The organism is Massilia sp. Root133, assembly GCF_001426525.1.
In the GTDB taxonomy this organism is placed as follows: domain Bacteria; phylum Pseudomonadota; class Gammaproteobacteria; order Burkholderiales; family Burkholderiaceae_D; genus Telluria; species Telluria orientalis.
Genome location: NZ_LMEW01000029.1, coordinates 1 through 5,315 on the forward strand (window position 1 = coordinate 1; position 5,315 = coordinate 5,315).

5 protein-coding genes are annotated in these 5,315 nt (G+C 65.3%); 3 read left to right on the plus strand and 2 right to left on the minus strand.

The genetic code is table 11. The features are described from left to right. Positions 1-99: 99 nt before the first annotated feature. Positions 100-987 carry an alpha/beta hydrolase gene (locus tag ASD28_RS18085; RefSeq protein WP_056131090.1) on the minus strand — a complete coding sequence of 296 codons (888 nt, stop codon included), beginning with the start codon at positions 985-987 and terminating at the stop codon, positions 100-102. Then, entirely contained in the window at positions 984-1,832 is an 849-nt protein-coding gene (gene bla / locus ASD28_RS18090; RefSeq protein ID WP_056131093.1) for a subclass B3 metallo-beta-lactamase, read from the minus strand. The genes ASD28_RS18085 and bla overlap by 4 nt, the downstream gene beginning before the upstream one ends. A gap of 141 nt (positions 1,833-1,973) precedes the next feature. Between bla and ASD28_RS18095 the strand changes: the two genes are divergently transcribed. The 3 genes from ASD28_RS18095 to ampC are packed head-to-tail and all read left to right on the plus strand — an operon-like array spanning position 1,974 to position 5,073. After that, a complete protein-coding gene (locus tag ASD28_RS18095; RefSeq protein WP_056131096.1) occupies positions 1,974-3,080 on the plus strand; it encodes a sensor histidine kinase in 1,107 nt (368 codons plus the stop codon). A 2-nt stretch (positions 3,081-3,082) separates the two neighbouring features. Next, positions 3,083-3,838 (plus strand): LytTR family DNA-binding domain-containing protein, encoded by a 756-nt coding sequence (locus ASD28_RS18100; RefSeq protein ID WP_056131098.1) that lies wholly within the window; start codon positions 3,083-3,085, stop codon positions 3,836-3,838. Positions 3,839-3,879: 41 nt separating this feature from the next. Beyond that, positions 3,880-5,073, plus strand: coding sequence for a class C beta-lactamase (gene ampC, locus ASD28_RS18105; protein ID WP_056131101.1), 1,194 nt, complete (start codon positions 3,880-3,882; stop codon positions 5,071-5,073). Positions 5,074-5,315 lie beyond the last annotated feature (242 nt).

The window sequence follows — 5,315 nt, forward strand, 5'->3', positions numbered from 1 at the left end:
GCGCCGATGATAGTGCTGCAACCAGTGTGAAAGTAGGTTATCGTCAGGCTAGTTATTAGAAAAGCCCGCTCAGTATGCACTGAGCGGGCTTTTTGCTTTCTACTTCACCTTCTTCAGATACGCCCGCAAGCCATGGGTCAGCACCAGTGGGAAGACGCTGGCATGATCCTCATCCGCAAATACTTCGAGACGGCTTTTCAGGTTCGGATACCGGTGCGTTTTCAATGCCGCGTCAAAGTCGCATAGATCCGCGACCATGTCCGCATTCTCTTCCGTTCGCGACCGCTTCCGGTTCGCCGGCAATGTCTCACGGCCGCCGATACCGAAGAACACCGACGCCGGCATATCCTTGTGTCCTTTTGCATAAGCCTGTTCCCGATCGAACATCACGCCCTGGTCGAACCACAGCGATGGACTGCCGAGGATGTAATGGTCGAACGTGGCCGGTTCGCTCAACAGCACTTGCAAGCCGAGCAGGCTGCCATACGAATGGCCGACAAAGATCTTGCGGCTCATGTCGGCCCGGTAGTGCGCGGCGATCAGCGGGAAGACATCCGCTGCGATAAAGCGACCGTAGGCTTGCGCCTCGCCGAACGCGGCGCTGCGTCCCGGCATATCGGAGACATATTGGCCCCGGGGCATCGACGGCGTGTAATCGCGGCGCCGGCTGTACACGGGACTGTCTCCCTTCGCATACGACAGCCCGACGACGATCGCCTCTTCCAGACCCGCATGTTTGGCCAGCCGCTGGGCGATACCGCGCGCAACGGGGAAGGCGTAGTTCGCGTCGACGACGAACACCACGGGATAACGCCGGTTCGACGACCGATACGAATCCGGCAGCGCGACGAATACCTGGTAGTCGCGGTTCAGCGTATTCGCATGCACGTCGCGCACTTCCGTGTCGTCGAGCACATAAGGTGGCGCGGCCGAGGCCAGGCTGCACGCGAAGCAGCACGCCAACAGCAGCTTGCGGATGACCGTCATGGTTGCCCCTCGGCCGCCAGCGTCTTCGCCAGCCATTCCCGCGCGACCGCTGCATACTTGCGGCAGGCGTCGCGATCGACGAGAGCCTTGTTCTCCTTCCGCTCCCAGAGATCGCCGAAATCCGGATGCGCGCTCACGAGCACGTCGCATTCCAGTCCTTCGATCGTGGCGATCGAACGCTCGACGTCCGCGCGTGCGGTCGGATAGAGCGGATTCCTGCTGAAACTACGGCCGTCTGCGGCCAGGGCAGTGAGGCTGTCCGCGTACACCACGCGCATCGTCTTGCCGCCTTCGCTCGATTGCCACGTCCAGCTGGTGGCACCCGGCGTATGGCCCGGCGTGAAGTGCGCCGTGACGGCGAGCGGCCCGAGTGTCACGACTTCGCCGTCGCGTACCGCGCGCGTGTTGGCGACGGGTGTCATCGGGACCAGACTGGGATATTGCGGATCCCGCTTGTCCGGCTGCCCCGACTTCAGTACGGCGATGGACGCCGGACTGCCCAGCACCGAGGCGCCACTCATCTTCTGCAGTGCCGCGATGCCGCCGGCGTGGTCGAAGTGATCGTGGCCATTCAGGATGTAGCGGATGTCTTCGACCTTGAAGCCGAGCGCGCGGACATGCGCCGCGACCTGGTCGGCCGCGGCGGGCGGGCCGCCGTCGATGAGGATGTGGCCCGCCGGCGACGTGATCAGCACGGCGGCGATGCCATGCGTGCCGACGTAGTACGTGTTGCCGTAGATGGGGAACGGATCCTGGGGCGCGAGCCACTCCGTCATGCCGGCGACGGTGGAAGCGGAGACGCCGCCGAGCAGGAGCGCGGCGGCCAGGCGTATCGTGTTTTTCATGGGTAGCTGGAGAGTTGATAAAGAGGATGCGTCACCGATTCTGCGGCCATGCCGGTACGACGGTAATGCCGCCGTGACGAAACCCCGCTTCCACGTGACGAAGCGGCCGGCCGCGGTCACCCGGCACGCTATACTTCCCCGATGACGCAGCACGCCATTTCCCCGCCATCGACACCGCCCGCGGTAAGGACCATCGCCATCGTCGTGCTCTCGTGGACGGCGATCAGCACCCTGGGCGCCCTGCAGACCTACAGCGACAACCTGCGCCTTGGCGTGGACAGCCACTATCCGTCGCTGCTGGTGACGTGGTTCGTGGAGTACGCCGTGCCGCTGATCGTCCTGAGCGCGGGCCTGATCCTCGCACTGGCGCGCTGGCCCGGATTGATCGCCCGTCCGCGCAACGTGTTCCTGCTGTTCGTGGGCCTCGTGCTCGTGTTCCAGCCCGCGCAGTGGACGTACATGGCGTGGCTGCGCGGCTATCTGCACATCGCGAGCGTCGACGACGCGCGTCGCCTGCTGATGAAGATGCTGCTGGTCGGCTGGTTCTCGACGACGGGCACGTTCGCCGCCATCCTTGCGGTCCACTACTGGCGGCAGGCGCGCGAGCGCGAACTGGCGTGGCAGCGCAGCCAGACCGACATGCTGAATCTGCGCCTCGCGCTTGAAGAGCAGCGCATGCTGGCCCTGCGCGCGCAGTTCGAACCGCACTTCCTGTTCAATGCGCTGAACGCGATCAGCGCGCTCGTGCGCGAAGGCGACCGCACCCTGGCCCTCGGCGGCATCGGCCGCCTGAGCGACCTGCTGCGCTATGCGCTGTCGGCCAGCGTGCGCAATACGGCGACCGTGGCGGACGAGCTGCAGTTCGTCCGCGACTACCTCGACCTGCAACGCCTGCGCTACGGCGACCGGCTGCAGGTCCGCATCGAAGGCGACGACGCGCTGCTGCACGACGTCGATTGTCCGCCGCTGCTGCTGCAACCGCTGATCGAGAACGCGCTGCGCCACGATCTCGATTGTCACGACAGACCGAGCGATATTCGCCTGTCCTTCGTGTCCGGCGGCGCGGCGCTCACGATCCGGGTGACGAATCCCGCGCTCGCGCAGGCGTCGCCCAATCCCGGCGCGGGTCTCGGGCTCGCGAATACGCGCGAGCGGCTGCGCCTCATGCATCCCACCGCGACACTGCGCACGACCCTGCAGGACGGCCGCTTCGTGGCCGAAGTCCGGTTGCCTTTGGCGCGGGAGTGAGCATGCCGGTGCGCTACCTGATCGTCGACGACGAACTGCCCAGCCGTTCGAATCTGCGCCTGGCCCTGGCCGCGCATCCGGACTGGCGGCTCGTGGCCGAATGCGACGGCACCGCGGCCGCGCGCGCGGTGCTGGCCGCGCAGGAGGTCGACGTCATCTTCCTCGACATCCAGATGCCGGCCGAATCGGGCCTCGTGCTCGCGCGCGAGATCAGCCGCGCATGCGCGCCGCCACTCATCGTGTTCGTGACGGCCTACAGCGAACACGCGATCGACGCGTTCGACGTGCACGCGCTCGACTACCTGCTCAAGCCCCTGAACGATGCACGCCTTGCACAGACGGTCGAGCGGATCGGCGCCATGCTGGGACAGCGTCAGCGCGAGGCCTATGGCGCGGCGTTGCGCGATTACGTCGATGCCAGCCAGACCGCCGCGCGGCCGGAGCGGATCAACGTGCGCTCCGTCGGCCGCATCGAACAGATCCGGGTGGCCGACATCCTGTGGATCGAATCGGCCGGGAATTACGTCGAGCTGCACCTGGCCGGGCGCACGGTCCTGCACCGCATCACGCTCAACCGCCTCGAAACGCTGCTCGCGCCCGAGGATTTCCTGCGCGTGCACCGCGGCGCGATCGTCAGGCGCGGCGAGATCGCGCGGCTGGATTCCGCCGGCGACGGCAGCTGCCGGCTCACGCTGCGTTGCGGCGCCACGGTCGCCGTCAGCGAGCGTTACCTGGGTGCGCTGAAGTCGGCGATGTGACGAACGCCCGGTTTGCCGGGACGGCTGCGCTGTCGGCGCGCATGGGGCCCTGCCTATACTGGTGCCCGTCACGAACGAACCCGGAGAATGCCTTGTCTACAAAATCCATCGTCCTCGCATGCCTGTCGTTGTTGCCGCTGACGGCAGGCGCCGTCGATGCCGCCGCCGTGCGTGTTGCCGTCGACCGCGCGATCCAGCCTTTGATGGCGCAGCACGACGTACCCGGCATCGCAGTCGCCGTCACGGTGGATGGCCAGGCGCTGTTCTTCAATTATGGCGAGGCGTCGAAACAGGAGCACAAGCCCGTCACCGAAAACACGTTGTTCGAGCTGGGCTCCGTCAGCAAGACCGTCACGGCGACGTTGGCGTGTTACGCGCAGGGGCTCGGCAAGCTGTCGCTCGCGGATCACCCCGGCCAATACGTCCCGCAGTTGAAGGGCAGCGCGATCGACCGTGCGAGCGTGCTCGAACTGGGCACCTACACGCCGGGAGGCCTGCCGCAGCAATTCCCGCACGATGTCGAGACCGAGGCGCAGACGATCGCTTACTTCCGCACGTGGCGCCCGGACGCCGCACCCGGCACGCTCCGCCGGTATTCGAATCCCAGTCTCGGGCTGTTCGGCCATGTGACGGCGCGGGCGCTGGGCGTCGGGTTTGCCGATGCCGTCGAAGGCCGTCTGTTCCCCGCGCTGGGCCTGAAGCACAGTCATATCCGCGTACCTGCCGGCGCAATGGGCGACTACGCCTGGGGTTACGACAAGACCAACCGGCCGGTGCGCGTCGGCCCCGGACCGTTCGACGCGGAGACGTATGGCGTAAAAGCCAGCGCGGCCGACATGATCCGCTTCGTCCAGCTGAACATCGACGCCAGCAGCCTGTCGGAACCGATGCGGCGCGCCATCGATTGCACGCACACCGGTTATTTCCGCATCGGCGATACCGTGCAAGGGCTCGGATGGGAGCAATACCGCGCGCCCGTGAGCTTGGCTGCGCTGCAGGCAGGGAATTCCACGAAGATGAGCGCCGAGCCGAATCCGGCCGTCCGGCTGGAGCCGGCCCAGGTCCCGCCGCCGGGGACGCTTTTCAACAAGACGGGCGCGACGCGCGGATTTGGCGCCTATGTCCTGTTCGTGCCGCAACGGCGCGTCGGGATCGTCATGCTCGCCAATAAGAATTACCCGAATTCGGCCAGGGTGGAGGCTGCGCATTCGATTCTCGAGCATTTGGTGCCGTGATCCTCTTGCGCACTGGGGCCAGCCTTTGCTATAGTTCGCCTCCTGTTTTGCAGCGCAAGGAAATGAGTCGGTAACGACGGCGCAACAAAACAGACGAGGGGTTGACGAGTTAAGCGAACTACTGCATAATCTCACTTCTCTGCTGCTGACGAACAAAACGATTCGCAAACGCAGCAAGGCAGTACCGAATACAGTTCTTTAACAATAAACAGTCGATAAGTGTGGGCGTTTGATGAAGTGCC